Source organism: Bacillus sp. FJAT-42315, assembly GCF_002797375.1.
GTDB lineage: Bacteria > Bacillota > Bacilli > Bacillales > Domibacillaceae > Bacillus_CE.
On sequence record NZ_KZ454941.1, the window covers coordinates 1,508,896 to 1,535,209 of the forward strand.

Below are 26,314 nucleotides of genomic sequence, written 5' to 3' on the forward strand. Positions count from 1 at the left end.
TTAGCGTGAAGTTAACGTTGAGCGTTTCACTTTTGGTAAAATTTTATTTAAAGGTACTTTTCTTTCTCGTGTCCATGTGCTTTCGTCGTTTGGGTCAAAGCCTTCAAGGAATTGAATGACCTCTTTGACGATCGGTGTTGGTGTCGAGGCGCCTGCTGTGATGGCAACTTTTTCGACATCATTTAGCCATTCGAGTTGGATTTCCGATACATCCGCTACCCGAAAGGCTTTCGTTCCGGCGATTTCTTCTGATACTTGGGCTAGGCGATTGGAGTTATTGCTTTTAGGGTCACCCACGACGAGTAATAAATCCGCTTCGCCCGCTTGTTCGGCGACCGCTTCTTGACGAACTTGAGTAGCTAAACAAATCTCTTTATGCATTTCAGCGTGTGGGTATTTTTCTTTAATTTTGTCCATAATATCTGCAACATCCCACTGACTCATCGTCGTTTGATTAGTGACAATGATTTTTTCATTAGTGATGGTCAGTTCTGCTACATCTTCTGGTTTTTCCACTAAGTGTACAATATCAGGAGCGACACCGACGGCTCCTTCTGGTTCGGGATGCCCTTTCTTCCCAATATAGATGACGACGTACCCTTCCGCTTTTTTGTCACGGATCAAGTCATGTGTTTTCGTGACATCTGGGCAAGTGGCGTCAATGGTCACTAAGTTTTTTTGCTTCGCCAGTTCTCGTACTTCAGGAGAAACGCCATGTGCAGTGAAGATGACCGTACCTTTATCGACTTTCTCTAAAATTTCTTTGCGGTTCTTCCCGTCGATCGTGATGATTCCTTCTTCTTCAAATGCATCTGTGACATGCTGGTTATGAACGATCATTCCGAGTATATAAATCGGGCGAGGCAAGCTTTTATCTAAAGCGGCGTTGCGAGCGATGACCATCGCATCGACAACACCATAACAATATCCTCTTGGGGCAATTTTAATAATATCCATGAAAAAAATCCTCCTATAATATTTTTCGGAGTAAAAGCTACTACAACTGTATTATATAGGAGGGAGCCCATCATGAAAAGGAAAGGGCTATGTTAGATGTAAAGTTTCGGTTTCGAAGTGCTATCTTTTGGTTGCTCACTTGTTTGTATTTCTCCATCTTCGGGAGTGACCACTTCTTTGTTCTCGATTGCCTCTTCATTGACCTCTTTTGCTGTTTCGATATTTTCAGCTTCAGCTTCAGCATCTGGAAGTGATTTTAATCCGCGATATAACTTCCACATTGTCGGTAAATTTTTAACGAATGGGCCATATTGTTCGATAATCGGGCCCATCTGTTGCATTGTTTGTAATACTTGCTGAGTATTGGAGAGCATTTGCTGAAAGTTCATAGGGTTCGCCAATTGTTGAGCAGTGGCAGATCCTGCTCTGAGTATTCCCTGTCGTTCAAAGCCGGTGAATGGCATAGTAGATGGGCCTTGTCGATTCAGTAGGCGGCCAAGGAGCCCGAGTCCTCGCCCTCCTCTTCCTCCCGTTCTCTGTGGTGAGAGGGGAACACGATTAGTTGGATAAGGCCTCATCATTGGTCCATAAAAGAAAGGCGCCTGTTGTGGTGGCCTAGGTGGAAACGGAGGCATATAGTTTTCAGTCCTTTCATTGCAATTATTTATTCTTTTATATTGTATGCAGACAAACTAGAAAAGGTTTAGTAGTCAAGAGGGTAGAAAAAATATTTGACAAAGCTTTGATTTATCAGCGCTTTTAGTATAAGATACAGAATGGAGAAAAAGGCTTGTTTTGAGCCAAAAGGAGTGTCAATATTGACAAAACAACGATTTGAATCATATGGTTTTCGACCGTTTATAAATAAAGGAATTGAAGAATTAGGTTTTTATGAGCCAACTGAAATTCAAGAAAGAATGATCCCGCTTATTTTAAAAGGGGAAAGTGCCATCGGACAATCTCAAACAGGAACGGGGAAGACGCATTCTTATATCCTGCCTATTCTTGAAAAGATCAATCCAGCAAAAAAAGAAGTCCAAGCCGTTATTACAGCGCCAACGAGAGAATTAGCTGATCAAATTTATAAAGAAATTCTGAAAATGATTAATTTTTCTGAAGAGGAGATCACAGCTCGTTGCTATATGGGTGGAACGGATAAGCAGCGCGATATTGATAAGTTAAAGACGCAACCGCAAATTATCGTTGGTACACCAGGGCGAATTAATGACCTGATCAAAGAGCAAGCATTATTTGTCCATCGTGCGTCCATGCTTGTGATTGATGAAGCGGATTTAATGCTCGATATGGGATTTATTGTCGATGTTGACCAAGTCGCAAGTAGAATGCCTGAACAGCTACAAATACTTGTATTCTCAGCAACGATTCCAGAGAAATTAAAGCCGTTTTTAAAGAAATACATGGAGAATCCTGAATATGTTCATATTCAACCGAAGCATATTTCAGCTGAAAATATTAATCATGTATTAGTATCCAAGAAAAGTCGGGAAAAAATGGATCTTCTTCATGAGATGTTAACCGCTTATAACCCTTATTTAGCTGTTGTATTTACGAATACGAAGCAAAAAGCGGATGAAGTGGCGAATGCTCTCATAGAAAAAGGCTTGAAAGTTGGGCGCATTCATGGCGGTATGTCACCGAGAGATCGCAAAAGAGTGATGAAGCAAATTCGTGAGCTTGACTATCAATACATCGTAGCGACGGATCTAGCGGCTAGAGGAATTGATATTGAAGGCGTGAGCCATGTTATCAATTACGAGCTTCCACGCGATCTTGACTTTTACGTTCACCGTGCTGGTCGAACAGCTCGTGCAGGATTCTCAGGAATTTGTGCGACCATTTACACACCGAGTGATGAGGATGCGCTCGTTCGTCTAGAGAAAATCGGCATCACATTTACTCATGCTGATATTCGTCAAGGCGAATGGATCGAAGTGAAAGATCGTAACCAACGAAAGAAAAGAGAAAAAACGGAAGATAGCATTGATCAAAAAGCGAAATCGATCGTTCGAAAACCGAAGAAAGTCAAGCCAGGCTATAAGAAGAAAATGCAACGAGAAATGACTCAATTTAAAAAGCGTGAGCGCCGATTAGAATCAAAACGAGGCAATAATAAAAAGTAGTTTAAAAAGGAAAGGTCTGCTTTTGCAGACCTTTTTTGCTGATAAATCATGCAATCTTTAGTACAATAAAGTTAGGGTAAAGGAGAGGTACGTATGTTGAAAATTGGTTCTCATGTGTCGATGAGCGGTAAGAAAATGTTGTTAGGTGCCAGCGAGGAAGCAGCTTCTTACGGAGCGAATACTTTTATGATTTATACGGGGGCACCGCAAAACACGAGAAGAAAGAAGATAGAAGACTTGAATATTGATAAAGGCCAGTTCCATATGAAAGAGCATGGCATGGTCGATATCGTTGTTCATGCCCCTTATATTATTAATATTGCTAATACAAAAAATCCTGATACATTTGAGTTAGGAGTCAACTTTTTGCGCACAGAAATCGATCGGACGGCTGCGCTCGGTGCCAAACAAATTGTTCTTCACCCAGGCGCTCATGTTGGTGCTGGCACAGAAGCTGGTATTCAAAAAATTGTTGAGGGATTAAACGAAGTATTAACGAAAGACGACGATGTACAAATTGCTTTAGAGACGATGGCTGGAAAAGGATCGGAGTGTGGGATTTCTTTTGAAGAACTGGCGATGATCATAGACGGTGTTCATTTAAATGAGAAGTTGTCCGTTTGTTTCGATACATGCCATACTCATGATGCTGGTTATGATATCGTGAACGATTTCGATGGTGTGTTGGATCAATTTGATCGCACTGTGGGGCTCGATCGATTAAAAGTTCTTCACATTAACGATAGCAAAAATGAACGAGGCGCAAGAAAAGACCGCCATGAAAACATTGGATTTGGGCACATCGGATTTGATGCACTTCAATACATCGTTCACCATCCGCAATTAACAGAGGTTCCTAAAATATTAGAAACACCTTATGTTGGTGAAGACAAGAAGACGAGTAAACCACCTTATCGCTTTGAAATTGAAATGCTACGATCAAAAATATTCGATCCGGAAGTAAGGGATAAAATCATTGCTCCGTAAGACAACGATGAACATCCGGCAGTGCCTAATCAACGATAGACGCTGCCGGATGGATCGTCGTGCTCATGGTTGAAACATAGAAAATAGTCTATTAATCTTTCGCGCTGTTTGTTCATTGGTAATGCGAGCGATGTCCTTCAATAATTGAATTCTTTCTCCATCATTAAATAAATCAATTTTTTTCCTGCGCAGTTGGCCAGCAATTTTCTCTGCTTCCTCTTGCTTCAATGAAATACTTAACCCTCTTGCATATTTCATTAGTTCATCTGCTGTAATAGTTTGAGCTCTTTGATTGATTAAATGCTGAACAAGTTTCACTGTCCGTCACTCCTTTTCTCTTCTTTATAAATGTATGAGGAATAGAAGGGATGAGTGAATTTGTAACAAAAATAATAATAAAAGGAATGATGATATGCCAAAACAACACAAAAAAGAAAAACCGACTCATTTAATTTATCGCCTAGCACTTGTCTTTTTAGGAGCGGCACTTGCAGCAATTTCTATCGAATTATTTCTTGTCCCCAATAATATTATTGATGGTGGAATTATCGGGGTTTCACTGATCTTAAGTTACTTAATTGATCATCCTTTATTTTCCTTCTCTACATTTGTTATCGTACTAAATATTCCGTTCTTATATTTTGGTTATAAACAGATCGGTAAAACGTTTATGTTTTCTTCACTATTTGGCATTGTTTGTCTTGCAGCGATCGAAAGTCAGTTGCATCATTTTGATCCATTTACGACAGAACCGGTGTTAGCTTCTGTATTTGGTGGATTGATTTTAGGAGTAGGAGTAGGGCTTGTCATCCGACATGGCGGAACGCTTGATGGAACAGAAATTTTGGGGATTTTAATGACGAAAAAGTTGCCGTTTTCGGTTGGTGAATTTGTCATGTTTATTAATATTTTCATCTTTACTTGGGCTGCATTTGTGTTCGGACCAGAAAATGCGATGTATTCTGTTATGACCTATTATATTGCGTTTAAAGCGATTGATACGGTGTTGCAAGGGCTAGAAGAAACGAAAGCCTGCATTATCGTGTCTGACCACTATGATGAAGTGTCTGATGCGATTTTGCATCGATTGGGACGCGGAACGACAAAGCTGAAAGGAAAAGGTGGCTTCACGGATGCGGATAAAGATGTGATTTATGTCGTTGTCACTAGGCTTGAAGTGATGAAGTTAAAAAATATCATTACCGATATCGATCCCAATGCCTTTTTAACGATTATGAATACGCAAGAAACGCATGGGGCTCGTTTTAAGTCAGCCATTCATTAAAAATAGGCCGGAACCGTTTTTCGAAGCGGTTCCGGTTTACTTTTTCATTGAAATCCTGTATACTTCAATTTGTTCTTAAATCGTAATCATTCTTATAAAGGAGAAATTTCAATGAATCAATCACCTATCATTGAAATAAAAGACGTATCCTACAGCTATGACCGTGATAATGTATTGGAAAACATTCAATTATCTGTCCCTAGAGGGGCATTTTTAGGTTTAGTAGGTCCAAACGGTTCGGGGAAATCAACGCTCTTAAAATTAATTTTAGGGCTGTTAAAAGTAAAAGAAGGGGAAATTTTTCTTTTCGGCACGCCTCAACGCCAGTTTAAAAGCTGGGATAAGATCGGATTCGTGTCACAAAAAGCGAACTCTTTCAACACAGGATTTCCTGCGACCGTATTTGAAGTAGTAGCAAGTGGTTTAACCAAAAAGCTTGGCTTGTTTCGTAAGGCAGGTAGTAAAGAAAAGCAAGAAGTATTTGAAGCGGTTAAAGCGGTAGGAATGGAGCCGTTTTTATACCGTAATATCGGTGAACTTTCCGGTGGACAGCAGCAGCGAGTGTTTATTGCCAGAGCGATTGTCTCAAAGCCTGAAATTTTAATTCTTGATGAACCGACTGTTGGGGTTGATTCAAAAAATGTTCAATCCTTCTATGAAATGCTGTCGTATTTAAATAAGGAGATGGGGATTACTTTGTTACTGGTGACGCATGATATCGGGATTGTTAGCGATCAAGTGACGCATGTGGCTTGCTTAAACAAATATCTTCATTTTCATGGTAGCATGACGCAATTTAAACATTTAGATGAATCGGATCTGTCTAAGTTATATGGGCATGGGATTCACTTGCTAGAGCATCATCACGACCATGACCATAAGGAGGACAGTCAATGATTGAAGCTATTTTACAATATGAATTTCTGCAAAATGCCTTTATTACAGGAATCATTATCGGGATCATTGCTCCTTTGCTTGGCGCGTTTATTGTGGTGAGAAGGCTGTCGCTCATTGCCGATGCTCTTAGCCATGTGACGCTTGCTGGGATTGCAGCGGGTTTATATTTTGGGCAAAAGTTTGCTCTTACGTGGTTAAATCCGCTTTATGTTGGCATGGTGTTTTCGGTATTCGGTTCTTTGTTAATTGAGCGACTTCGTACAGTATATAGGCATTATCAAGAATTAGCGATTCCGATTATTTTATCTGGTGGAATTGGGATCGGTGTTATCTTCATTTCGCTTGCTGAAGGCTTTAATACCGATTTATTCAGTTATTTGTTTGGAAGCGTCAGTGCCGTTAGCCATAATGATTTAATCGTTATTATTGTGATTAGCCTGTTTGTCATTGCAACGGTCTTTTTATTGTATAAGGAGTTATTTTTGCTTTCCTTTGATGAAGAGCATGCCAAGGCATCGGGGATCGCTGCTAAATCGATCCATTTTGTTTTTATTGTGCTTGTGGCGCTCGTGATTGCTGCTTCGATGCGAATTGTCGGAGTGTTATTAGTATCTGCTTTAATGACATTACCTGTAGCTGCAAGTATGAGGGTGGCTAGAGGGTTTAAGCAGACGATTTTCTTCTCAATTATCTTTGGAGAGATTGCGGTTGTGTCAGGGCTTGTTAGTGCGTACTATTTAGATTTAGCACCAGGAGGGACAATTGTTGTCGCTTCAATATTGATTTTGTTACTAGTCATTTCGTTGAAAAAGTTGAGCAAGCAATTTTAATATGGGGTGAATAGAATGAATTTAACTCAGGCAATGGAGCTTTTAAAGACAAAGGGGTATAAGCAGACGGGAAAGAGAGAAGAGATGCTTTCTTTGTTTGCTAGAGAAGATAAATATTTAACCGCAAAAGATGTGCTTGAGGATATGAAAGTTGATTATCCAGGTCTTAGCTTCGATACAATTTATCGAAATTTGGCTTTGTTTGTGAGCATGGGGATTCTTGAGGAAACGGAACTATCTGGCGAGCGTCATTTTCGTTTTACTTGCTCTCATGCGAAGCATCATCATCATTTCATCTGCATGGTATGCGGGAAAACGAAAGAGATTCATCTATGCCCGATGGACCATATCGATGAATTGAATGAGTATGATATCTCAGGACATAAATTTGAAATTTATGGAACTTGCCCGAACTGCAAGGCATCCTAATCTTCAGAATCAAAAATCCTGATTCTTCCGTTGTTGAATGGAAGAATCAGGATTTTTAGCTTTTTTTAATAGGTTAGAGAATGATTATACCAGTTTTGCACCCATTGTTGCGCCTGCGCCCAGTTGTCTACCCGAATGACTCCTTTTGGGACAGGATCTTGATTATAAGGTGTGTTAAATAACATGACGGGAATATTAAGCTCTTCATGAATACTTACCGCATTATCATGCTTGTCTTCAAAGAAAATATCGACTTGATATTTTTTAGCCGCTTTAATTTTGTCATGTGAACCAGTTAGTTCGATATGATCATATTGAAGGTTGTGTTCTTGAAACCATTTTTCTGTAATATATTGCAGATGGTTTCTTCTAGCGCTAATAAAAAATAATTCAAATTGTTGCTTCCAGCTATCTAGTACTTCCTTGGCGCCTGGTGCAATGGGCGAGCTCTCATAAATGACGGGTTCACGCTCGTCAAACCAGTGACGAAAGCGGTCGGCAGGAATATTAAGAGCCTCTGATAAATCATATTTTTTTATATCGTTTAACGTTATATTCATGGAAAAATCTTGATTAATAAATGGAACTAAGCTAGTGGGACACGTAACAGTTCCGTCAATATCGATACCAAAACGTTTTTGTTTCATTGCATTTGCTCCTTACTTTGTTCACTGTTCCTCAAAGTGTAACATATTTTTACGAGGATTGTTATCCCGCATTAACGGGTAGCTTTGAATAAATTTTTACTTCTCGTAAACAATAACAGTGCTCCTTCAAATTGTGAAAGTGGGGGATGAACAGTGATGGATGAAACCAATGATAAGAATCGCTTTGTGAATGACACAGATATGAGGCCTATGCGAGAAGAAACTGCTGCAGAACTGGCTGAGCCTATTCCTTTTCCACGAAATGACGTTTCTGAAGAAGTAGACAGAGGTGTTCAGGAAGGGGAGGGAGGACGCGGACTTGGTTATTCGGGCTTAATTTCCTCTATTCTTGCGCTCTTCATGCTTCCTGTCTTATTTGGAGCCATCGGTGTCGTGTTAGGCTTCATGGCTAGAAGAAGGGGATCTGAAGGGCTTGGAGCATGGGCGATTGGAATCGGTGTTGTCGCTCTTGTAGTTGGTTTATTCGTTCTTCCGTTTTTCTAAGATGATGTTTGAAAAAGGAGCAGAAAAGGGCCGTCTCAACTACTTATGAGACGGCTTCTTTTCTACACTGAAATTTATTTCACTTCTTGATTTTGTAAATATTCTTCGGCGATTTTGTCAATTTCTTTTTTCAATTCTTCCACCATCGTTTCCTCTGGTACTTTTCGAACTGTTTTTCCTTTGCGGAATAATAATCCTTCGCCTCTTGCACCAGCGATGCCAATATCGGCTTCACGAGCTTCTCCTGGACCGTTTACGGCACATCCAAGAACGGCTACTTTAATCGGTGCTTTAATTTTTTGGATATATTCTTCGACTTCATTGGCAATACTGATCAAATCAATTTCAATGCGTCCACAAGTCGGACATGAAATTAATGTTGCTGCGTTCGAGGATAGTCCGAACGATTTTAATAACTCTCTTGCCACTTTCACTTCTTCAACGGGGTCGGCACTTAAAGAAATACGTAATGTATTTCCGATGCCTTTGCTTAAAATTGCTCCGAGACCAGCCGCACTTTTGACCGTACCAGCAAATAGCGTACCGGATTCAGTGATGCCGAGGTGCAGTGGGTAATCGAATGCACGAGCCGCTTTCTCATACGCTTCAATGGCAAGATTTACATCTGATGCTTTCATGGAAACGATAATGTCATGAAAGTCTAGATCCTCTAAGATTTTAATATGGTGTAATGCGCTTTCCACCATACCATCTGCGGTAGGGTAACCATACTTTTCTAAAATTTTTCGCTCTAAGCTTCCGGCATTGACACCGATTCGAATCGGAATGCCTTTTGCTTTAGCCGCATTGACAACGGCTTCCACTTTTTCTCGGCGCCCAATATTACCCGGATTGATTCGGATTTTATCCACGCCGCCTTCAATCGCTTTTAAGGCGAGTTTATAATCAAAATGAATATCGGCCACTAATGGAATGTTAATTTGTCTTTTTATATCAGCAATGGCATCAGCAGCACGTTCATCTGGGCAAGCGACGCGAACGATTTGACAGCCTGCTTCTTCCAGGCGATGAATTTCTTTGACTGTGGCTTCGACATCGTGAGTTTTTGTTGTCGTCATACTTTGAATAAATAGTTCATTACTTCCGCCAATAGTTAAATCGCCAACTTTAACGGGACGGGTATTTGAACGATGGGTGATTTCACTCAAGGGTGATTCGCTCCTTTATAAGATCTAATAAAAAGCTTTTTCAATAAGTAATTGTACCAGTACTTGAACATAGATGACAAGAAAATGGCTAGTCAAAATGTCTATTCATAAACTGGAAATTGATAGGATTGGCCAATTTGGATTTTCTCAGGGGCGATTCCTTCGTTTAACCGACTGAAATCGTTGACGGCTTGAGCAATGTCAACGGGCAACTTTCCGTCGTGTATTTCTTCTAAAATAGATAGAACGGTGTCCCCGCTTTTCATTTTGACCGTTTGAGAAGGGATCGAGGTGTTAGTTACAGGAGAATGCTCTTTTTCATGAATAACGGATTGGTCTTTTTTCGGAAGGGAACCTCGCGTTAAATCATTCCAGGCGCCAGCTAATACCATTAGTAAAATGATAAAAAAGATAAAATTCTTCACATTCTCCCTCCTTTATTCTCAATATATGCTTGTCCTAACAATAAATGAACATAATAAAAACTGAGGCGATCCCATATGTTGTTCTAGGAATCACCTCAGCTATTGTTCGTTATGCTTTAGATTTTGGAAGCGGAATTGTTCGAATCGCAAAATATATCACGATGATCGTTAGTAGCCAGTCTAGTAAAAAGCTATAAGAAAACTGGATGTGTGCGAAATCAATCATCGTCATGACGACAATGGATGGTGTAATCGCATAGGAAGCTATCCGAAAGCTGTGACGATACTCGATTTTTCTTTTCAGCCCTTTATTCATCCATGATCCTACGGCAGCGAAGATCGAGACTTTCATAAATCCAATAGCCGAAACAAATAAATAATAAGTAATAAATAGTATCGGCAGAAAAATAACTAAATAAGATTGCAATGTGTCGATGTATGAAACGATTTGCTCGTTTGTCACACTTTTAGCAGTAGGGAAAAGGTAAGGGAAAGATTGCGTTTGTCCATTAACGGATAGGACGATTTCATTTTTCAAAAGACCTACTGCTTGGTCTTTGTTTTGCATGTCGATGGCTGAAACAGTACTTAAAGGATCAAAAATGATTTCTGTCTCGCCACGTTGAACAACTTTTGTTTTAGTAGAGGAAGTTAACACACCATCCTCAATGAGAAATGAAGGGAGATCCTTTTTAATAGCCATTTGCAAGTCCCCTAATCCGCTTGTTGCGATATGGGTAAAATAAACGATGAAGGGTAAACAAGAAATGAGCATGACAAAAAACACATAGCTGATCGTTTGCCCGATTCCTTGAAAACGAAAAAAGCCAATATGTTTAGGGGAATATAAGCTTTTGATGAATTGTTGAAAAATATTCAAGATAGTTGCCTCCTTATGAATCCATTGTATGAAAACTTAGTGAAGAAAGCCACTATTCATTTTTTGTAACATAAATGTAATAAAACTGTACTTATGTTAACGAATTGTAAATTTTAAGTTTAGGTTATTTACATTTCACTTATAATTTATTAATAATTGTAGAGGGTTAGCAAGTTTTGTCGAATTAAATTAATTAGGAGTTGGAGAAATGGAAATCAATGTCCAGGAAATGCTCTTTCAGTTTTTAGGTGGACTAGGTATATTTTTGTACGGAATTAAGTTAATGGGAGACGGACTGCAGCAATCAGCTGGAGACCGACTTCGAGACATTCTGGATCGTTTCACTACGAACCCATTTATGGGAGTTTTAGCGGGGGTATTAGTAACGATTTTGATTCAAAGTAGTTCAGCTACTACCGTAATTACTGTTGGACTTGTAAGTGCTGGGTTTATGACGTTAAAGCAAGCGATTGGTGTTATTATGGGAGCGAACATCGGGACAACGGTTACTGCTTTCATTATCGGGATTGACGTAGGAGAATACGCTTTACCTATATTAGCACTTGGAGCCATTTTTATTTTCTTCTTTAAAAGTAAACGAATCCACAATCTTGGAATGATTTTCTTTGGCTTTGGAGCCCTCTTTTATGGACTAGAGCTTATGAGTAGTGGAATGAAGCCTTTGCGTGAATTGGAATCTTTCCACGAATTGACGGTCAATATGAGTACAAATCCTGTTTTAGGAGTAGTTGTAGGTACAGTCTTTACAGTTATTGTCCAAAGTTCTAGTGCAACGATTGGGATTTTACAAAGTTTATTTGCAGAAAACTTGCTCGATTTAAAAGCAGCTATGCCAGTTTTATTTGGGGACAATATCGGAACAACGATTACTGCTGTATTAGCATCGATTGGGGCATCTGTTGCGGCAAGAAGAGCAGCTGCTACACATGTTCTATTTAACTTAATCGGGGCGACAATCTTCTTGCTTATTTTACCTTTATTTACACAATTTATTGAGTATTTAAGTGTTACACTTAATTTAGATCCGAAAATGACGATTGCTTTTGCGCATGGTACATTTAACGTTACGAATACGATGATTCAATTGCCATTTGTTGGCGTGTTAGCTATGATTGTAACGAAATTAATTCCTGGTGAAGATGCTATTTTTGAATATAAGGCGAAACATCTCGATCCTATTTTTATTGAGCAGTCTCCTTCAATCGCTCTTGGTCAAGCGAAGGAAGAAGTGATTAACATGGGGCAAATTGCTGTTAAAGGGATGGAAGAGACGCATGAATATTTAAAAACAAAGCAGCAAAAGCATGCGGACAGAGCGACTCAAATTGAAGATTCATTAAATACTTTAGATAAAAAAATTACAGATTATTTAATTGATTTATCAGGTGCTTCATTGTCTGATGCTGAATCAGAGAGACATTCTTTATTAATGGACACGGTCCGTGATATTGAGAGAATTGGTGACCACTCCGAAAATATTTTAGAACTTGTTGATTATCAACAAACAAATAAAGTGAAAATTACTGATCAGGCAATGTCTGAGCTTGAGGAAATGTTTAAATTAACGATCGATACGGTTAACAAATCGATTCAAGCCCTTGATGAAAATAATTTACAACTAGCTCGTGAAGTTGCTGCCAATGAAGATCTAATCGATAAAATGGAGCGGAAACTGCGTAAGCAGCACATTTTACGCTTAACAGAAGGCGCTTGTACGGCGCAAGCGGGCATTGTGTTTGTTGATATTATTAGCAACCTTGAGAGAATGGGCGATCATGCGGTGAATGTTGCTGAGGCAGTTCTTGGTATTAGAGGGTTGTAATGGTTAATCCATAGCTTGTTTAATAAGAGGTCTAATCTTTATCTGTCGTACGATGATAAGGTTAGATCTCTTTTTTATAGAAAGTTTGATGATTTTTACTAAATCAATAGGGTTTAATAATTGAAAGAGCCTCGTTATTTTGGTAATCTAAATAATGAAAGACTAGAAAAAAATCACCTACATAGGAGGAATTTATTATGGCATTCCAATTACCAGAATTACCTTATGCATATGACGCATTAGAACCTCATATCGATAAGGAGACAATGAATATCCATCATACGAAGCACCATAACACATATGTAACAAAATTAAACGAAGCACTTCAAGGTCATGATGATCTTGCAAGCAAATCAGTTGAAGAACTAATTGCTGACATTGATGCTCTTCCAGAAGCGGTTCGTACAGCTGTGCGCAATAATGGTGGTGGACATGCAAACCACTCTTTATTCTGGCAGCTTTTATCTCCAAATGGTGGCGGTGAGCCAACAGCTGAATTAGCTGATGCAATCAACAGCAAATTCGGTAGCTTAGATAAATTTAAAGATGAATTTGCAGCAGCAGCTGCAGGTCGCTTCGGTTCTGGTTGGGCATGGCTTGTTGTAAATAACGGCGAGTTAGAAGTAACAAGCACACCAAATCAAGACTCTCCATTAATGGAAGGTAAAACGCCAATTCTTGGTCTTGATGTTTGGGAGCATGCGTACTACTTAAACTACCAAAACCGCCGTCCAGATTACATTCAAGCGTTCTGGAATGTTGTGAACTGGGATGAAGTAGCAAAGCGTTTTAACGAAGCAAAATAATCATTTTATAAATGAATGGGACAAGTCATGTAATCATGGCTTGTCTTTTTTTGTTGTATAACTAAGCTCTTTTCTCCAAAACATAAGTGAGAAAGGGGGATACATATTGTGGTGATCAAAAAGTGGTACGGTCATTTAGATGTAACGAAAGATTTAATTATTTTACTTATTATTGGTGGCTTGTATTCCCTGAGCGTTGCCTTATCAAACACGTTTGTTAATATATATCTTTGGAAGCAGTCGGGCCGGTTTATCGATCTTGCCATTTATAATTTATCAGTGGTAGCGATTCAGCCGGTGGCCTTTTTTATTGCTGGGAAATGTGCCAAAAAGGTAGACCGTGTTATTGTGTTAAGGGCTGGTATTACGATTCTTGGTCTTTTTTATTTAGCGGTGCTTTCGTTTGGGGAACAAGCATCTAATTGGCTGATCTTATTAGGTCTTCTGCTTGGTGCGGGCTACGGCTTTTATTGGTTAGCCTTTAATGTATTAACGTTTGAAATTACAGAACCTGAGACAAGAGATTTTTTTAACGGCTTTTTTGGGACATTATTTTCAGCTGGGGGAATGGTTGGTCCAATACTAGCTGGTTTTATTATTAGTCGTTTTGCTTCAACGACGGGATATTTCATTGTATTTGGTTTATCGCTAGGCGGTTTTATTGTCGCAGTCATCTTTAGTTTTTTCTTAAAAAGAAGATGTGCCAAAGGACGTTTTCTCCTTTCACCTGTTTGGAACGAAAGAAAGTGGAATGCGGATTGGCGTCGCATTACTATCGCTCATTTTTTTCAAGGGTTACGAGAAGGGGTATTCGTTTTTATTATTTCTGTGTTTGTCTTTTTGGCAACCAATAGTGAATTAGCTCTAGGTATGTACGGTCTCGTGTACTCTGGTATTTCGTTTATCAGCTATACATTAGCTTCAAAAGTGATCAAAAAAGAGCATCGAAAGCGAGTGATTTTGACTGGTGGTCTGCTGCTCTTTTTTTCCTTGTTTATTATCATGCCTGAGCCTACTTATGCAAGATTGTTGATTTATGCGGCTGTGATCGCCATCGCATATCCTTTTCTGCTCGTTCCGTATTTATCAATGACGTATGATGTCATCGGTCAAGGGAAGAAGGCTGCTGAACGACGAGTTGAATATATCGTTTTGCGAGAAATCTTTCTTAATGCCGGCAGAATTACCTCTATTCTCTCCTTTATTGCAGCTATTCTTTTTTTTGATCAACAAAAAAGTATTCCGATTCTCCTTGTCGTTTTAGGAGCAGGGCATAGCATGATCTATTTTTGTATTCGACAGGTTCGTTCTCACTCAACGAAAGTCGCTACTCATTAAAAAAATGAGTGAGAGCATTTTTACAGCTTGGTTTTGTTGATTCTTGTCATAATATGTGGAAGAAAGTTTCCCGTAGCTATCAGTAGAAAAAACGGACAAACTTCGTTAAAATAAAGAGTATAAAAAAGAATGATCTGGAGAGGGTTGTGACAGTTGAAAAAGACAAAGAAAAAAAGGAAGACGCATGTCCCTTTGCGAATGAACATGATGTTCTTCGCTGTCTTTTTGCTTTTTTCTCTATTAATTTTCAGACTGGGAATTGTACAAATTGTTCAGGGGGAAGATTATCAAAGGAAAATAGAACGGACAGAAGACGTAACCGTGAATGCAAGCGTACCAAGAGGGAAGATGTTTGATCGAGATGGAAAAGTGGTTGTCGATAACGTGCCACAAAATGCGATTACGTACACGCGAGCGAAAGGCGCAAAGCAAGAAGACATGCTCAAAACAGCGATGAAACTGGCCGAGTTGATTGAGAAAGAAACGGATCAAGTGACAGAGCGTGATAAAAAAGATTTCTGGTTAATGAAGTATGCGGAAGAAGGAAAAGCGAAAATTACAGAAAAGGAATGGGCCCAACTTAAAGAAGGCGAAATTGATGAGAAGCAAATTTATCAAATGCAAATTGATCGTATTACGGAAGATGATTTAAAAGAATTGACGGATGAAGAGTTAGAAATATTGGCGATCTATCGTGAGTTTACTACTGGATACGCAATGACGCCACAAATCGTCAAAAATAAAGATGTGACGGAAGAGGAATATGCGGTAGTTAGTGAGAATTTAGGCTCCTTGCCTGGTGTGAATACAACGACAGATTGGGAACGTTCTTATGTGTATGATAATACGTTAAAGACAGTACTTGGTAATATTTCTTCTTCTAAGGAAGGATTGCCGAAAGAAATGGTCGACTATTATACGTCAAGAGGCTATAGTCGAAATGATCGTGTAGGGAAAAGTTACATTGAATATCAATATGAGGATATGCTTCGCGGTCAGAAAACAAAAGTGAAAAATATTACCGATAAGTCTGGAAATATATTGGATTCTGAAGTTATTCGTGAAGGTCAACGTGGAAATGACTTAATATTAACGATCGATATGGAGCTGCAACAAGCAGTCGATCAAATTGTTGAAGAAGAATTAAGAAGAGAGAAAGCGGGCTATGGTCGCCACTTTCTTGATCGCGCATTTGTGACGATGATGGACCCTAATACAGGAGAAATCCTTGCGATGTCTGGAAAGAAAATTGAAACGAATAATGGCAAGACGGAAATGCTTGATTTTGCGCTTGGTAATATGACGACTTCTTATGCGATGGGGTCGGCTGTGAAGGGGGCAACGGTGTTAACAGGGTTTATGACTGGTGTGAACGAACCAGGTCAGCCTATTGCTGATGAACCGTTAATCATGAAATCTACACCTAAGAAAAGCTCCTGGTTTAACCGAAATGGCGGAAAAATATGGATGGACGAAAAATCTGCATTAATGAAATCTTCTAACGTTTACATGTTTAAAACAGCGATGGAAATTGCTGGAGGTAAATATATTCCCAATTCGAGTTTGAAACTTAATTTAGAAGATGGCTTTACAACGATGCGACGCCATTTTGGTCAATTCGGTCTCGGTGTGCCTACGGGAATTGATTTACCAAATGAGCAAGTCGGATTTCAAGGGAAAATCAACCTTTCTGAGCCTGGAAAAATACTTGATTTCTCCATCGGACAATTTGATACGTATACACCGCTACAGTTAGCGCAATATGCCGCTACGATTGCGAATGGTGGCTACCGGATGCGGTCGCATATTGTGAAAGAAATTCGTGAACCAGCGAAGGAAACAAATAAAATTGGTTCAGTTGTGAAGGAAATTCAACCGGAAGTATTAAATCGACTTGATGTCACTTCTAATGAGATCGAACGTGTACAACAAGGTTTTCGAATGGTGATGAGTGGATCACAAGGAACAGCGAAGAAGTATTTTGCCTCTGCCCCATATAATCCTGCTGGAAAAACAGGGACAGCTGAAGGAGTATATGATGGTCCAAAAGGTGAACAATTTATAAAAAATGGTCAACAACTGCCAATGACATGGAATGTAACGCTTGCTGGTTATGCCCCTTATGATAACCCGGAAGTCGCTTTTTCAGTGGTCGTTCCTTGGGTATATGAAGGGAAAGGAAAGTCTTCGATCAATAATGTGATTGGTAGAAGAATTCTTGATAAATATTTCGAATTGAAAGCAGAAAGAATGAAGAACGAAACAGCTGATGTGGTCGTTGAACAAGATATACAGTTGAAAAATGATAAGAAAAATACAGAAGAAGAATAGCAAAAACACCCGATTTTAGGAAAAATCGGGTGTTTTTTTGTATGAAAAGCGGATCATTTACAAAAGCTTAACATTACGTTAAAACGGAATTAATACTCCTTCGTTAATCTGTGTACTGTAGCAAAAAACAAAAACAAACATTTTTTAGGGGGAAATTAGAAATGAAACCAGTAAAAGTTCTTGCTGTATCTGCTATGCTTGGATCTGCTTTAGTATTAGGTGCATGTAACAGTGGCGGCACAGGTGGAGAAGAGCCAAAGAAAGAAAACACTGAGCAAGCGGGCGAAACAGATAAGCAGCTACAAGGTAACGTTCAAGTTGACGGATCTTCTACTGTTTATCCAATCATGGAAGCTGTATCTGAAGAGTTTATGATGGAGCAACCTGATGTAAAAGTAACTGTTGGTTTCTCTGGAACTGGCGGCGGATTTGAAAAATTTATCGCAGGAGAAACTCAATTAAGTAATGCTTCTCGTCCAATTAAAGATGAAGAGAAAGCGTCTTTAGAAGAGAAGAAAATTGATTTCACTGAATTCGAGCTTGCGTTTGACGGTCTTTCAATAGTAGTGAACAAGGATAATGACTGGGTAGATCACCTAACAATCGAAGAATTACAAAAAATGTGGGTAGATACTGGCAAAGCGAAGAAATGGTCTGATATCCGTGAAGGATGGCCAGAAGAAGAAATCAAATTATACTCTCCTGGTACAGATTCTGGTACATTTGATTACTTTGATGAAGTCATCTTAGAAGAACAGCAAATCGATAAAGCAGCTACTTTGTCTGAAGATGACAACGTACTTGTACAAGGTGTAACAGGCGATAAAAATGCGATTGGTTACTTCGGTTATGCATACTACTTAGAAAATAAAGATAACTTAAAAGTGGTTCCAGTTGATGGCGGTAAAGGTGCGGTTGAACCGACAAACGAAACAATTGAAAGTGGAGAATATGCGCCATTATCTCGTCCACTATACACATATGTATCTAACAAAGCTGTAGCGGAAGATGAAGCGGTATATAACTACGTGAAATTTACTCTTGAAAATGCAGGTGCATTATCAGAAGAAGTTGGTTACGTGAAGCTTCCAGAGGAAAAATATACAAAAGCATTAGAAACATTAGAAGGATTAAAGAAATAATTTTTTAAGCGGATAGAGGATTATTATTCCGTAAGGTGGAAAGCGACTCCGCTTTCCACCTTATTATGGGGTTGAAGGGAGTATTCATTTTGAAAACAGTCGAGAAGAAAATGAGCCCAGTTCAAGAATTGCTTGAGAAAAAATATAACAGCGGTTTTTTGAACAGAAGTGAAAAGATTATTCCAGTCGTACTATTTATTATGGCTGCTGTATCTGTATTAACAACTATTGGTATTGTATTTACATTGATTTTTGAGACATTTACTTTTTTTCGTGACATTTCGTTAGTTGAGTTCTTTACTGCAAAAGAATGGTATCCATTCTCTGAATCGGAAGCCACATATGGTATTTTGCCATTGGTAATCGGAACGCTAAAAATCACAGCTATCGCTTCATTAACAGCGGTACCGATTGGTTTAGGTGTAGCTATTTATTTAAGTGAGTATGCTTCAGACACAGTTAGAAAAATCATGAAGCCAGTTTTAGAGGTGTTAGCAGGTGTACCTACCATTGTTTATGGTTTCTTTGCCCTAACATTTGTCACTCCTTTATTGCGATCTATTTTCCCTTCAGTGGAAATGTTTAATGCAATTAGTCCAGGGATTGTTGTAGGGATTATGATTATTCCGATGATTGTATCTCTTTCAGAAGATGCCCTTTCATCTGTTCCTCAAGCTGTACGTCAAGGATCTTTAGCGCTTGGAGCAACGAAGTGGGAAACAACTTGGAGAGTAGCAATGCCAGCTGCTTTATCAGGGATTCTTGCTTCCATTGTATTAGCCATTTCTCGTGCCATCGGTGAAACGATGATCGTAACCATCGCAGGAGGATCTACTCCTACTGCTTCACTAGATTTGACAGCTTCTTTACAAACAATGACATCTTACATTGTTCAAGTAAGCACAGGTGATGCAGGATTTGGTACAACGATTTATTACAGTATTTATGCTGTCGGTTTTACTTTATTTATTTTTACATTGGCTATGAATGTTTTAGCTCAGCGCATCTCTAAGCGTTTTAGGGAGGAATATTAAATGCAAAACGTCCAAAAAGGGATTAATACAGATGAAATGGTAGGAAATATTCCTACACGTCTTATGAAGAATAACTTGTATAAAGGAATTTTCTTTGCAGCAACAGTTTTTACATCCATCATTTTAGTCGTTCTTCTTGTTCGAATTTTCTCACAAGGAGCTGCTCATCTATCATGGGATTTCATGACGAATTTCGCTTCGAGGCGCCCAGAACAAGCTGGAATTAAAGCAGCGTTGGTCGGAACACTTTGGATGATGGCGGTCGTTGTTCCTGTTTCTACTTTGTTAGGTGTAGGTGCCGCTATTTATCTTGAGGAATATGCGAAGAAGAATCGAATGACTAAATGGATTCAAATGAACATTTCCAATCTTGCTGGTGTACCATCTGTTGTTTTCGGTTTATTAGGATTAACGATTTTTGTCCGTATGTTTTTCCTTGGCAACAGTATATTAGCCGCAGGATTCACAATGAGTTTGTTGATTCTACCAGTAATTATTGTTGCTTCACAAGAGGCGATTCGGGCAGTACCAAACGAGTTGAAAGAAGCGTCCTTTGGGCTTGGGGCTACAAAGTGGCAAACGATTTTACGAGTGGTTCTTCCATCAGCTCTTCCGGGTATCTTAACGGGAAGTATCTTATCCTTTTCAAGAGCGATCGGAGAAACAGCTCCGCTTGTAGTTATTGGGATTCCGACATTTGTTGCCTTTTTACCTATGTCTGTTTTTGACCAGTTTACAGCTTTACCGATGCAAATTTATAACTGGACGAGTAGACCACAAGAGGAATTCCATTTATTAGCTGCAGCTGGTATTATCATTCTTCTTATCATTTTGATCTTGATGAATTCTGTCGCTGTTTGGATTCGAAATCGTTATCAACAAAGATATTAACTCATACTGAAGCAAAACTAATTGGAGGGAAAATCAATGGCACTAGAGGTAGTGAAAGGTAAACAGAAAGCAGCTAACGAAAGCAAAGCTGTGTACAGTACGAAAAATTGTAATCTTTGGTATGGTGATCATCATGCCTTGAAAAATATTAATTTAGACATTAATGAGAAAGAAGTTACAGCGATTATCGGACCTTCTGGTTGTGGGAAATCAACGTATATTAAAACGCTTAATCGAATGATTGACCTTGTGCCAGGTGTGAAAACTACTGGGGTTATTGAATATCGTGGACGTGACATCTTTAACAAAGATTTTCTTGTAGAAGAGCTACGTACGAGAGTAGGAATGGTATTCCAAAAACCAAACCCATTTCCGAAATCAATTTATGAAAATGTCGCTTTCGGCTTGCGTATTCATGGTATCACAGATAAGAAAATCGTTAGTGAAACGGTTGAGAAAAGTTTACGTGGAGCTGCTTTATGGGATGAGGTAAAAGATCGCCTTCATGATCCAGCTTACGGGTTATCTGGAGGTCAGCAGCAACGTTTATGTATCGCGCGTTGTTTAGCACTAGAACCAGATGTTATTTTAATGGATGAGCCGACTTCAGCTCTTGACCCAGTGTCAACATTAAAAGTAGAGGAATTAATCCAAGAATTAAAAGAGCGATACTCCATTATTATTGTGACGCACAATATGCAACAGGCTGCTCGTATTTCTGACAAAACCGCATTCTTCTTAAGTGGTGAAGTCATCGAGTTTAGCGATACAGAGATTATTTTTAATAGTCCTCAAGACGCTCGTACGGAAGATTATATTTCAGGAAGATTCGGATAAGCATGAAAAAAGGTTAGCAGTCATTGGTCTGCTAACCTTTTTTATTAAAGCTTTACTTTATTTAGTCGTTAAGACAATAGCTATTTGCTTCATTGTCATGGACGAGTAAAGTTTATATTCACCGACTTGAATTTTTCTAGCGTAGTCATTTTTAGTGAGGAAGCTATTGAACTCTTCTGCGCTTTTAATGATCCCTGCTTTTTCAAGGGTCTCACCAATGTCTGAAGAGGGCATGCCAGGAGTAATTTGTAACGTATAATAGGGCTCGTTGCTTTTTTCATTGGGTACTGTTTTTTCTTTTGCTTCGTTAGTTTTAGAAAGGTCATCCGGCTTTTTCTGAAGTTGATCGCTGTTTTCCTTAGCTTTAGAAAGATTATCAACTTTTTTTTGAAGTTGGTCGACGGTTTTCTGCTGTTGATTATATTCCTCTTTTGATAAAACAACATAATCTTTCTTTTCTAGTTTGTCAATAATCTCCTTATCTGTTGTTTCAAGAGGAGATGTCGTTTGGGAATAGAACAATAATGCTAGTGAAGCAGTGAATAGTCCCGCTGCGAAAGCTCTTGTCGTTTGTTTATTCATGCCGTCACTCCTTTTGGTTCATATACGGTTTCAGTAGTTGTTGGACCTGTTTTGTCGACAGAGACGATTGTCTGGCAATAGCGTCGATACTAACTCCTTGATAATACAAGGCAATCACTTGATTTTTTATGATGGCACTAATATTTGTTTGTTCAGTATACATGTCTGGATTTAATTTGAGAGAGTCATCTAAAAAAAGCTCCTCTTCTAATATTTTTATTTTTTGTTTTAGTTGATAGTTTTCTTGCAATTGCTGCATAGAAAGCTCTTCCATCTCTTTAGAAAGCTGTTTATAGCGATCTTTTTGAAAAAGGGAGAGAAGGAAAAAGCCGATTGCAGCAGCAGCAAGACCGATTATTAATCCGTCCATTTATATCGTCACCTCAATGTTTGATTGCTCATGTTATTTATATCATATTTAGTTAGTTTCTACTAGCTTCATTAGGTAAAAATAGTCATATTGCGACAATAGTGTACATTGTCGATCCTATCGGACAATGTTACGATGAGAAGAAGAATGAAAATGATGCTGAATAGGGTGAGAATGTTGCAAGCGGAAATTATTAGGTTAAAAAATGAAGGGAAATCGATACAAAGTATTGCTGATATATTAGGGATTTCTGTTGGCAAGGTTCGTTATCAATGGGAAAAGTTCCAAAAACAAAAAGCTCCGTTAGAGGAAGAGCCTTTTCTGTTCTCATCTAAAGATGAAAAGATAGAAGGTTTTACAGCTGGGAGCCTCGCTCTTATGCTTACTTCACCTAACCGATTCGTTTGTCAATGGACCTTGGAGGAGTGGTATATCCAAGCGATCCAGAATATTTTTCAACTATCTATGAATCAATCAGCTTATGACTTAAGACTGTACGATGTATCAGACATTATGTTCAATGGAAACAATGCTCACCATATGTATAGCTTTAAAGTGCCGACAAACAGCAATTATTGGTTTGTGAAAGGTCTGCAAAGAAATCGTTCCTATGTATGTGAGATTGGATGGTTGACCCAACACCAAGATTTCTTTCCGCTTCTTCGCTCAAATCCGATCCACACCCCTTATGAACAGGCTAATCAGCAATGGACGCTGTACTCAACACTAGAAAGCTACCGAAATGATGAATTGGCACAACCGCTTTGGGTAGAGCATATAAGCACGTATTCCTATTATGAACGTTCATTGGAGGAAGAGCATGAGTGAACAAAGACCTCTTGTTATTTTACAGCCGTCCGTCCCTTTTCGTCCGTTCCTTTTATTCAATCAAGAAGGAACGTTGCTCTATCTTCAAGAAGTGCTTGAAGAGTATTTAGGATTAGTAGATTTATTGAAAAAGCTACCTGTCGATGCACATATTAGCGTTGTTTTTAATCCGCTAATGATCAAATGGTTTCAAACATCTAGCTTTAAATCAGCTGTAGAGCATTATTTTTCTCGTGTGGATGATGAAGAGGCCTCATTATTATTTGAGCATTGGATAGAGTGGCGTGGCGAATTGTTAGAAGCATTTAACTATTATATGAAATGTGGCCGTTTAACAGTCTATCCGACAACGATGAGTAATTTTCCTTTAACGTTTTTGCAAACTCCAGAGGCGATCCGCTATCAGTTACAGCAAACTATTCAAATTTGGCAAGCCTGTTTTCAATGCACACCCAATGGTCTATGGCTACCTCAATGTGCATATACTTCAGGAATGGATTTGTTGTTAAAACAATTTGGGATCACGTACATATTTCTTGATGATGAAGCCCTTCCTCAAATGGAGGGAGCGGAGAAATATATGTATACGACTGCCTACGGAGTTGAAGTTCAACCGATTCGTGCTATTGACTGTGAGAGCCCATGGGAAATAGGGAAAATACCGGTCTACCTTTCATTGCCACAGTCTCCCCTTGCTTTCCTTCGCAAGTTATTGAAACATACACAACCAGGATGTTTAGAAGAGAGTGTAGCTGAAGAAAAACTCGTTCATGTTCCATTTAGCTATTTACATGTTAATCAACGCCCTTTGTTGAATGATCATGCAATCGAGCGTTTCATGCTAGCTTCTGAAATGGAACGAAAGATTGCTAGAGTAGAGAAACGTTTGCCTCAAGATGAAAAATTTTTGCTACAAGCGCTTATACAAGAGTGGGTGTATTATTTATATGCAATTGCTCACGAGGCTTGTGAGGAGGAACTTACCAACTACTATCATGCATTTGACTATATATATGAAGGAATTTGTCAGGATCTTTGTGATTATGATTTTATCCAACAGCGATATGAGCGCTTGTTGTTGGAAACAAGCGAGCCTTTTCAAACAAAAATAGATGAAAGTCATCATTTAACAGTAGAGAAAAAGGGAGTACTCTTATTTACTTGGGAGTATCCCCCTAGAATAGTTGGAGGCTTATCTCGACATGTACATGACTTGTCGGTTTCGCTTGTGAAACAAGGCCTTGATATTTATGTGATTACGGCTGCCACTCCAGATGCGCCTCATTATGAATGTCACGAAGGGGTTCATGTTTTTCGTACTGGGCCATTGCATGGTGGTGAATCCGATTTTTTAAAATGGGTAGCTGACTTAAATGCGTGCATGTTTCGGAAGGCAGTGGAGTTAATTGGAGAAAAAAGAATCCAACTACTTCATGCTCACGATTGGCTTGTCAGCCACGCGGCTCTTGCTTGTAAAGATTATTTTCGGCTCCCTTTAGTGACGACCGTTCACGCGACAGAATATGGTCGTAATCAAGGAGACTTTACTAATATGCAATTGGAAATTAGTGGAATAGAAAAGCAGTTATTTAATCAATCTGATTGTTTAATTGTTTGTAGTCAGCCGATGAAAGAAGAGGTTCAAACATATTATTTAGAGATGTCTAAACCAATATTCATCATCCCTAATGGCGTGTTTGTAAGTGAGCCAAAAGGCATGGTGATGAGGGCAAGCCAATCTCCTTACGTTTTTTCCATTGGGCGAATGGTAAAGGAAAAAGGCTTTCATTTATTAATTGAAGTAGCTGATAAGATATTGAAAAAGCGCAATATTCAGTTTATCATTGCAGGTAAGGGACCATTATTGAACCATTTTCGAAAAGAAGTGGAAGAACGGAATTTAGCGAATGTTGTTCAATTCATTGGGTTTGTGACGGATGAAGAAAGATGGCAGCTATTTACAGGATGTGAGTTAGCCGTTTTTCCAAGTCTTTATGAACCGTTTGGTATTGTTGCTTTAGAAGCGATGGCAGCTCAAAAGCCAGTGATAGCTTCGAGTACAGGTGGATTAAAATCGTTTGTACGACATGAAGAGACGGGATTGCTATTTACTCCTGGAGATCAACAAAGTCTCCAGCTACAATTAGAACGGCTTTTACAGGATCGAGAGTTAGCGGAACGTATGAGAATCAATGGCTATGATTTAGCGAAAACGGTTTATAATTGGGAAAAGGTTAGTGTACAGACGAAGCAAGTGTATGACCAGGCCATAGTAAATTTAAAGATGGAAGGTGTGCGCGCATGAAAGGAGTTATTTTAGCAGGAGGTAGAGGAGAAAGGCTAAAGCCTTTAACGGATTGGTCACCAAAGCCGATGGTGCCACTACTAAATAAGCCTCTGTTAGAATACAACTTAGAACTTTTCAAAAAGCAGGGGATTACCGATTTGACCCTCACCGTCTGTTACAAAAAGGAAAGTATTAAGCAGCATATTGGAGATGGCTCTCGTTTTGGTGTGAACGTTACTTATATTGAAGAGAAAGATCCGCTTGGAACAGCAGGGAGCCTTTTTCAACATGCAGACCGTTTTAAGGAAACGTTTGTTGTTTTGAGTGGAGATGCATTGACGAATATCTCACTGGAAGAAGCGATCCGATTCCATCGGTCGAAACAAGCGCTTCTCACTTTAGTCGCTGTGGAAGTAGAAAGGCCGGAAGAGTTCGGGATTTGTTTAACTAATGAGGAAGGGCGATTATTGTCCTTCCTCGAAAAGCCGGAGAAAGAACAAGTGTTTAGTCATGTCGTGAATACAGGCATTTACATTATTGAACCAGAGGTTTTGGAGCGCTATCATTTTAGTGGGAAAGTGGATTTTGCGAAAGATCTTTTCCCTGTGATTTTAAAAGACTGTGAGAGAGTTTTTGTGTATCGCTCAGAAGCCTATTGGCAAGATATTGGAAATGTTTATCAGCATTGGTTAGCCGAAAAAAGATTGAAAAGTGGAATTTCGGGAATAGTCTCCACTCCAACACCATCAGTTGCTCAAATTACTCATTATTCCACACAGTTTTTAAAGCGTTTTCATTTCAGGAATACTCTTTCAGCTAGCTGGACAAATAAAAATAATAGACAATGGGCTATTAAAACGAGAGAACAATAAAA

General features: G+C 39.0%; 27 protein-coding genes. 18 read left to right on the forward strand and 9 right to left on the reverse strand.

The features are described from left to right. Together CEF22_RS07215 and vrrA are read right to left on the reverse strand one after the other, a co-directional pair. A complete protein-coding gene (locus CEF22_RS07215; protein WP_100402323.1) occupies nucleotides 1-957 on the reverse strand; it encodes a 4-hydroxy-3-methylbut-2-enyl diphosphate reductase in 957 nt (318 codons plus the stop codon). A 92-nt stretch (nucleotides 958-1,049) separates the two neighbouring features. Next, the gene (gene vrrA, locus CEF22_RS18825) at nucleotides 1,050-1,592 is read right to left on the reverse strand and encodes a VrrA/YqfQ family protein (RefSeq protein ID WP_100402324.1); all 543 of its coding nucleotides are present in this window, start codon (nucleotides 1,590-1,592) and stop codon (nucleotides 1,050-1,052) included. A gap of 183 nt (nucleotides 1,593-1,775) precedes the next feature. On the opposite strand from vrrA, the gene CEF22_RS07225 reads away from it, so the two are divergent. Together CEF22_RS07225 and CEF22_RS07230 are read left to right on the forward strand one after the other, a co-directional pair. Next, on the forward strand, nucleotides 1,776-3,098 hold the full coding sequence (locus CEF22_RS07225; protein ID WP_100402325.1) for a DEAD/DEAH box helicase: 1,323 nt from the start codon (nucleotides 1,776-1,778) through the stop codon (nucleotides 3,096-3,098). A gap of 93 nt (nucleotides 3,099-3,191) precedes the next feature. After that, nucleotides 3,192-4,085, forward strand: a complete 894-nt coding sequence (locus CEF22_RS07230) for a deoxyribonuclease IV (protein ID WP_100402326.1) — start codon at nucleotides 3,192-3,194, stop codon at nucleotides 4,083-4,085. Nucleotides 4,086-4,148: 63 nt separating this feature from the next. Here CEF22_RS07230 and CEF22_RS07235 read toward each other — a convergent pair whose 3' ends face one another. Beyond that, nucleotides 4,149-4,403 carry a DUF2624 domain-containing protein gene (locus tag CEF22_RS07235; RefSeq protein WP_094834064.1) on the reverse strand — a complete coding sequence of 85 codons (255 nt, stop codon included), beginning with the start codon at nucleotides 4,401-4,403 and terminating at the stop codon, nucleotides 4,149-4,151. 94 nt (nucleotides 4,404-4,497) lie between these two features. Between CEF22_RS07235 and CEF22_RS07240 the strand changes: the two genes are divergently transcribed. From CEF22_RS07240 to CEF22_RS07255, 4 genes are all read left to right on the forward strand, one after another. Beyond that, entirely contained in the window at nucleotides 4,498-5,370 is an 873-nt protein-coding gene (locus tag CEF22_RS07240; protein ID WP_094834065.1) for a YitT family protein, read from the forward strand. Between the two features lie 111 nt (nucleotides 5,371-5,481). Further along, complete coding sequence (locus CEF22_RS07245) at nucleotides 5,482-6,267, forward strand: metal ABC transporter ATP-binding protein (RefSeq protein WP_095480726.1); 786 nt, start codon at nucleotides 5,482-5,484, stop codon at nucleotides 6,265-6,267. Beyond that, entirely contained in the window at nucleotides 6,264-7,097 is an 834-nt protein-coding gene (locus CEF22_RS07250; protein ID WP_100402327.1) for a metal ABC transporter permease, read from the forward strand. The genes CEF22_RS07245 and CEF22_RS07250 overlap by 4 nt, the downstream gene beginning before the upstream one ends. A 15-nt stretch (nucleotides 7,098-7,112) precedes the next feature. Further along, on the forward strand, nucleotides 7,113-7,526 hold the full coding sequence (locus tag CEF22_RS07255; RefSeq protein ID WP_100402328.1) for a Fur family transcriptional regulator: 414 nt from the start codon (nucleotides 7,113-7,115) through the stop codon (nucleotides 7,524-7,526). A gap of 65 nt (nucleotides 7,527-7,591) precedes the next feature. Here CEF22_RS07255 and CEF22_RS07260 read toward each other — a convergent pair whose 3' ends face one another. Continuing rightward, nucleotides 7,592-8,173: a 5' nucleotidase, NT5C type gene (locus CEF22_RS07260; RefSeq protein ID WP_100402329.1), complete on the reverse strand. Its 582-nt coding sequence runs from the start codon at nucleotides 8,171-8,173 to the stop codon at nucleotides 7,592-7,594. Nucleotides 8,174-8,329: 156 nt separating this feature from the next. Between CEF22_RS07260 and CEF22_RS07265 the strand changes: the two genes are divergently transcribed. Further along, nucleotides 8,330-8,677 carry a DUF4190 domain-containing protein gene (locus CEF22_RS07265; RefSeq protein ID WP_095480730.1) on the forward strand — a complete coding sequence of 116 codons (348 nt, stop codon included), beginning with the start codon at nucleotides 8,330-8,332 and terminating at the stop codon, nucleotides 8,675-8,677. Between the two features lie 74 nt (nucleotides 8,678-8,751). On the opposite strand, the gene ispG is transcribed toward CEF22_RS07265, so the two are convergent. The 3 genes from ispG to CEF22_RS07280 form a co-directional block, all read right to left on the reverse strand. Next, on the reverse strand, nucleotides 8,752-9,837 hold the full coding sequence (ispG, locus tag CEF22_RS07270) for a flavodoxin-dependent (E)-4-hydroxy-3-methylbut-2-enyl-diphosphate synthase (RefSeq protein WP_198508099.1): 1,086 nt from the start codon (nucleotides 9,835-9,837) through the stop codon (nucleotides 8,752-8,754). 110 nt (nucleotides 9,838-9,947) lie between these two features. Next, nucleotides 9,948-10,271 carry a hypothetical protein gene (locus CEF22_RS07275; RefSeq protein WP_100402331.1) on the reverse strand — a complete coding sequence of 108 codons (324 nt, stop codon included), beginning with the start codon at nucleotides 10,269-10,271 and terminating at the stop codon, nucleotides 9,948-9,950. 109 nt (nucleotides 10,272-10,380) lie between these two features. Continuing rightward, nucleotides 10,381-11,151 carry a DUF1189 domain-containing protein gene (locus CEF22_RS07280; protein ID WP_157843191.1) on the reverse strand — a complete coding sequence of 257 codons (771 nt, stop codon included), beginning with the start codon at nucleotides 11,149-11,151 and terminating at the stop codon, nucleotides 10,381-10,383. A 208-nt stretch (nucleotides 11,152-11,359) separates the two neighbouring features. On the opposite strand from CEF22_RS07280, the gene CEF22_RS07285 reads away from it, so the two are divergent. The 8 genes from CEF22_RS07285 (at nucleotide 11,360) to pstB (ending at nucleotide 21,373) form a co-directional block, all read left to right on the forward strand. Next, nucleotides 11,360-12,994 (forward strand): Na/Pi cotransporter family protein, encoded by a 1,635-nt coding sequence (locus tag CEF22_RS07285; RefSeq protein WP_100402333.1) that lies wholly within the window; start codon nucleotides 11,360-11,362, stop codon nucleotides 12,992-12,994. Nucleotides 12,995-13,191: 197 nt separating this feature from the next. Beyond that, nucleotides 13,192-13,800, forward strand: coding sequence for a superoxide dismutase SodA (gene sodA / locus CEF22_RS07290; protein ID WP_095480735.1), 609 nt, complete (start codon nucleotides 13,192-13,194; stop codon nucleotides 13,798-13,800). 105 nt (nucleotides 13,801-13,905) lie between these two features. Further along, complete coding sequence (locus CEF22_RS07295) at nucleotides 13,906-15,138, forward strand: MFS transporter (RefSeq protein ID WP_442857397.1); 1,233 nt, start codon at nucleotides 13,906-13,908, stop codon at nucleotides 15,136-15,138. Nucleotides 15,139-15,336: 198 nt separating this feature from the next. Beyond that, nucleotides 15,337-17,469: a peptidoglycan D,D-transpeptidase FtsI family protein gene (locus CEF22_RS07300; protein ID WP_100403938.1), complete on the forward strand. Its 2,133-nt coding sequence runs from the start codon at nucleotides 15,337-15,339 to the stop codon at nucleotides 17,467-17,469. Between the two features lie 161 nt (nucleotides 17,470-17,630). Continuing rightward, nucleotides 17,631-18,611, forward strand: a complete 981-nt coding sequence (locus tag CEF22_RS07305; RefSeq protein WP_100402334.1) for a PstS family phosphate ABC transporter substrate-binding protein — start codon at nucleotides 17,631-17,633, stop codon at nucleotides 18,609-18,611. Nucleotides 18,612-18,676: 65 nt separating this feature from the next. Beyond that, complete coding sequence (pstC, locus tag CEF22_RS07310) at nucleotides 18,677-19,645, forward strand: phosphate ABC transporter permease subunit PstC (RefSeq protein WP_100402335.1); 969 nt, start codon at nucleotides 18,677-18,679, stop codon at nucleotides 19,643-19,645. Nucleotides 19,646-19,681: 36 nt separating this feature from the next. Then, the gene (gene pstA, locus CEF22_RS07315; protein WP_442857398.1) at nucleotides 19,682-20,536 is read left to right on the forward strand and encodes a phosphate ABC transporter permease PstA; all 855 of its coding nucleotides are present in this window, start codon (nucleotides 19,682-19,684) and stop codon (nucleotides 20,534-20,536) included. A gap of 36 nt (nucleotides 20,537-20,572) precedes the next feature. After that, on the forward strand, nucleotides 20,573-21,373 hold the full coding sequence (gene pstB, locus CEF22_RS07320) for a phosphate ABC transporter ATP-binding protein PstB (RefSeq protein WP_100402337.1): 801 nt from the start codon (nucleotides 20,573-20,575) through the stop codon (nucleotides 21,371-21,373). A gap of 57 nt (nucleotides 21,374-21,430) precedes the next feature. On the opposite strand, the gene CEF22_RS18830 is transcribed toward pstB, so the two are convergent. Further along, nucleotides 21,431-21,955 (reverse strand): endolytic transglycosylase MltG, encoded by a 525-nt coding sequence (locus tag CEF22_RS18830; RefSeq protein WP_100402338.1) that lies wholly within the window; start codon nucleotides 21,953-21,955, stop codon nucleotides 21,431-21,433. Between the two features lie 4 nt (nucleotides 21,956-21,959). Continuing rightward, entirely contained in the window at nucleotides 21,960-22,325 is a 366-nt protein-coding gene (locus tag CEF22_RS07330) for a hypothetical protein (RefSeq protein ID WP_100402339.1), read from the reverse strand. A 153-nt stretch (nucleotides 22,326-22,478) separates the two neighbouring features. Between CEF22_RS07330 and CEF22_RS07335 the strand changes: the two genes are divergently transcribed. From CEF22_RS07335 to CEF22_RS07345, 3 genes are read left to right on the forward strand one after another with little or no spacing between them, the layout of a single operon-like run. Then, on the forward strand, nucleotides 22,479-23,153 hold the full coding sequence (locus CEF22_RS07335; RefSeq protein WP_157843192.1) for a DUF4912 domain-containing protein: 675 nt from the start codon (nucleotides 22,479-22,481) through the stop codon (nucleotides 23,151-23,153). Then, nucleotides 23,146-25,458 (forward strand): glycosyltransferase, encoded by a 2,313-nt coding sequence (locus tag CEF22_RS07340; RefSeq protein ID WP_198508038.1) that lies wholly within the window; start codon nucleotides 23,146-23,148, stop codon nucleotides 25,456-25,458. Before CEF22_RS07335 ends, CEF22_RS07340 begins: the two co-directional genes overlap by 8 nt. Then, on the forward strand, nucleotides 25,455-26,312 hold the full coding sequence (locus CEF22_RS07345; protein ID WP_100402342.1) for a nucleotidyltransferase family protein: 858 nt from the start codon (nucleotides 25,455-25,457) through the stop codon (nucleotides 26,310-26,312). The genes CEF22_RS07340 and CEF22_RS07345 overlap by 4 nt, the downstream gene beginning before the upstream one ends. Nucleotides 26,313-26,314: the final 2 nt, after the last annotated feature.

Excerpts from the sequence above, each read along its gene's own strand:
- CEF22_RS07255 (WP_100402328.1), top strand. The coding sequence starts at position 7,113 with ATGAATTTAACTCAGGCAATGGAGCTTTTAAAGACAAAGGGGTATAAG.
- CEF22_RS07305 (WP_100402334.1), top strand. The coding sequence starts at position 17,631 with ATGAAACCAGTAAAAGTTCTTGCTGTATCTGCTATGCTTGGATCTGCT.
- CEF22_RS07260 (WP_100402329.1), bottom strand. The coding sequence starts at position 8,173 with ATGAAACAAAAACGTTTTGGTATCGATATTGACGGAACTGTTACGTGT.
- CEF22_RS07245 (WP_095480726.1), top strand. The coding sequence starts at position 5,482 with ATGAATCAATCACCTATCATTGAAATAAAAGACGTATCCTACAGCTAT.
- CEF22_RS07330 (WP_100402339.1), bottom strand. The coding sequence starts at position 22,325 with ATGGACGGATTAATAATCGGTCTTGCTGCTGCTGCAATCGGCTTTTTC.
- CEF22_RS07340 (WP_198508038.1), top strand. The coding sequence starts at position 23,146 with ATGAGTGAACAAAGACCTCTTGTTATTTTACAGCCGTCCGTCCCTTTT.
- CEF22_RS07215 (WP_100402323.1), bottom strand. The coding sequence starts at position 957 with ATGGATATTATTAAAATTGCCCCAAGAGGATATTGTTATGGTGTTGTC.
- CEF22_RS07335 (WP_157843192.1), top strand. The coding sequence starts at position 22,479 with ATGATGCTGAATAGGGTGAGAATGTTGCAAGCGGAAATTATTAGGTTA.
- CEF22_RS07250 (WP_100402327.1), top strand. The coding sequence starts at position 6,264 with ATGATTGAAGCTATTTTACAATATGAATTTCTGCAAAATGCCTTTATT.
- CEF22_RS18830 (WP_100402338.1), bottom strand. The coding sequence starts at position 21,955 with ATGAATAAACAAACGACAAGAGCTTTCGCAGCGGGACTATTCACTGCT.
- CEF22_RS07265 (WP_095480730.1), top strand. The coding sequence starts at position 8,330 with ATGGATGAAACCAATGATAAGAATCGCTTTGTGAATGACACAGATATG.
- CEF22_RS07345 (WP_100402342.1), top strand. The coding sequence starts at position 25,455 with ATGAAAGGAGTTATTTTAGCAGGAGGTAGAGGAGAAAGGCTAAAGCCT.
- pstA (WP_442857398.1), top strand. The coding sequence starts at position 19,682 with ATGGTAGGAAATATTCCTACACGTCTTATGAAGAATAACTTGTATAAA.
- pstC (WP_100402335.1), top strand. The coding sequence starts at position 18,677 with ATGGGGTTGAAGGGAGTATTCATTTTGAAAACAGTCGAGAAGAAAATG.
- sodA (WP_095480735.1), top strand. The coding sequence starts at position 13,192 with ATGGCATTCCAATTACCAGAATTACCTTATGCATATGACGCATTAGAA.
- CEF22_RS07300 (WP_100403938.1), top strand. The coding sequence starts at position 15,337 with ATGAACATGATGTTCTTCGCTGTCTTTTTGCTTTTTTCTCTATTAATT.
- pstB (WP_100402337.1), top strand. The coding sequence starts at position 20,573 with ATGGCACTAGAGGTAGTGAAAGGTAAACAGAAAGCAGCTAACGAAAGC.
- CEF22_RS07285 (WP_100402333.1), top strand. The coding sequence starts at position 11,360 with ATGGAAATCAATGTCCAGGAAATGCTCTTTCAGTTTTTAGGTGGACTA.
- vrrA (WP_100402324.1), bottom strand. The coding sequence starts at position 1,592 with ATGCCTCCGTTTCCACCTAGGCCACCACAACAGGCGCCTTTCTTTTAT.
- CEF22_RS07230 (WP_100402326.1), top strand. The coding sequence starts at position 3,192 with ATGTTGAAAATTGGTTCTCATGTGTCGATGAGCGGTAAGAAAATGTTG.
- CEF22_RS07240 (WP_094834065.1), top strand. The coding sequence starts at position 4,498 with ATGCCAAAACAACACAAAAAAGAAAAACCGACTCATTTAATTTATCGC.